Source organism: Comamonas sp. B-9 (assembly GCF_000410635.1).
Taxonomy (GTDB): Bacteria; Pseudomonadota; Gammaproteobacteria; order Burkholderiales; family Burkholderiaceae_C; genus Comamonas.
The window spans coordinates 1-1,941 of record NZ_KE148609.1 but is presented as its reverse complement, the minus strand read 5'-3'; the positions used below and the strand labels follow the sequence as shown (position 1 = coordinate 1,941).

Here is a 1,941-nt window from a genome sequence, read left to right as displayed (position 1 = left end):
GCTGCCGCTATTGGCGCTGGTGGCGGCGCGCCTGGGCTTTGTCGCCCGCTATGCCGATGAGTACCTGGCGCAGCCGCTGTCGATGCTCAATGTGCGCGATGGGGGCTGGGAGCCCTGGGCGGCGCTGGCGGTGGTGGTTGTCTATATGTGGTGGCTGTGGCTGCGCAAAAAGGCGGTGTTGCAGCCGCTGGCGGGTGCGGCGGCGCTGTTTGCGGCGCTGTGGCTGGGCGGCAATGCGCTGGTCTACAACTTCTCCTCCAGCGCCAAGGCCTTGCCGCCGCTGTCGCTGGTGGCGCTCGATGCCCAAACCCATGCGCTCGACCAGTTCAAGGGCAAGCCTGTGGTGATCAACCTCTGGGCCAGCTGGTGTACCCCTTGCGTGCGCGAGATGCCTGCGCTGCTGGAGGCGCAAAAGCGCTACCCGCAGGCGCAGTTTCTGTGGGTGAACCAGCAAGAGGCACCCGAGGTGGTGCTGAAGGCCGCACGCGGCTTTGGCCTGCCCGATGGCCAGGTGCTGCTCGATCCGCGCAACAGCATGGGCGAGGTGGCCGGCAGCCGCGCGCTGCCCACCACCTTGTTCTATGACGCCAGCGGCCAGCTGCAGGGCCAGCGCGTGGGCGAGTTGTCTGCCGCCAGCCTGAACGATTTCATGCAGCAGATCGTGCCGGCTACGACGCCGTAGCGCTTGCGGGCGCTGCAGCGGTCTGCTCCGCCTCCAGCCGGGCCTGCAGCTCGCGCTTCATCACCTTGCCATTGGCATTCACCGGCAGCTCATCGATGGCGATGATGCGCGCCGGCCGCTTGTAGGGCGCCAGGTGCTCGCGCAAATGCGCTTGCAAGGCATCCAGGTCGGGCGGATGGCGGGCATCCTGCACCACAAAGGCGATCACGGCCTCGTTGCCATCGGCCTCCTTCTGGCCCACCACGGCGGCGCGCTGGATGCCGGGAAAGCTGCCCAGCGCATGCTCCACTTCACTGGGGTAGACATTGAAGCCCGAGCGGATGATCATCTCCTTGAGGCGGCCCACGACGAACAGCGCGCCATCGGCATGCAGCTCGCCCAGGTCGCCAGTGGCATACCAGCCGCCGTCGCGCAAGGCAGCGGCCGTGGCCTCGGGGTCACGGAAGTAGCCAGGCATCAAACCCGTGCCACGCACCCAGATCTCGCCGCGCTCGCCGGTCGGCAGCGGCAGGCCGCTGTGCGGATCGACGATCTGCAGTTCCGCGCCATCGATGCAGTAGCCAGCGCTGGTGTCGCTGCGGGCTTCGTCGATGCGCGTCAGGTGCAGCGAGCCGGCGTATTCGCTCATCGCATAGCCATGGTGCAGGGTCTGGCCAAACAGCGCCTCGACCTTGGTTTTCAGCGCCAGATCGAGCGGGCCGGCGCCGGTGTAGAGGTAGCGCAGATGCGGTGCAGCGGGCTGGCGGATGCCATGCTGCTCGCAGTACTGCAAGAGGCGCGCAAACAAGGTGGGCGGGCCTTGCAGCTGGGTGATGCCATGGTGGGCGAGTGCGTCCAGCAGATCGGCGGGCTCGAACTGGCTGCGCATCTCCAGCGCGGCACCGGCCGACAGCGAGGCCAGCAGCACCGTGCCCAGGCCGAAGATATGGGTCATCGGCACAAAGGCGTAGACCTTGTCATCGGGCCCGAGCCTGCGCGACTGGGCCGAGACGCGGGCAAAATGCGCCACGCCGCGCTGGCTCATCAGCACGCCCTTGGGGGTGCCGGTGGTGCCGGAGGTAAAGATGATGGCGGCCACCGGATTGCCGTCCGGCTCGGGCTCGGCGCGCGCATCGGCACGCACTGCCGTGTGGGCCAGGCCCGGCACGCAGGAGGGGCTCACGCCATAGCGCTCGGCGTGGGCTGCGGCGGCCTTGGAGACGCGGTCGGTGAAGTAGACCACCCGCGCATCGGCCTTGTCGGCAAAGCCGCGCACCTCG

The 1,941-nt window shown here is 68.2% G+C and carries 2 protein-coding genes; one reads left to right on the top strand and one right to left on the bottom strand.

The window, feature by feature from the left end; translation table 11 throughout:
* The coding region (locus tag H928_RS33490; RefSeq protein ID WP_306729948.1) for a TlpA disulfide reductase family protein at positions 1-682 on the top strand (682 nt) is incomplete at its 5' end.
* Here H928_RS33490 and H928_RS28300 read toward each other — a convergent pair.
* Positions 669-1,941, bottom strand: a 1,273-nt coding sequence (locus tag H928_RS28300) for a class I adenylate-forming enzyme family protein (RefSeq protein ID WP_021027465.1), incomplete at its 5' end; no start/stop codon positions are given. The genes H928_RS33490 and H928_RS28300 overlap by 14 nt on opposite strands.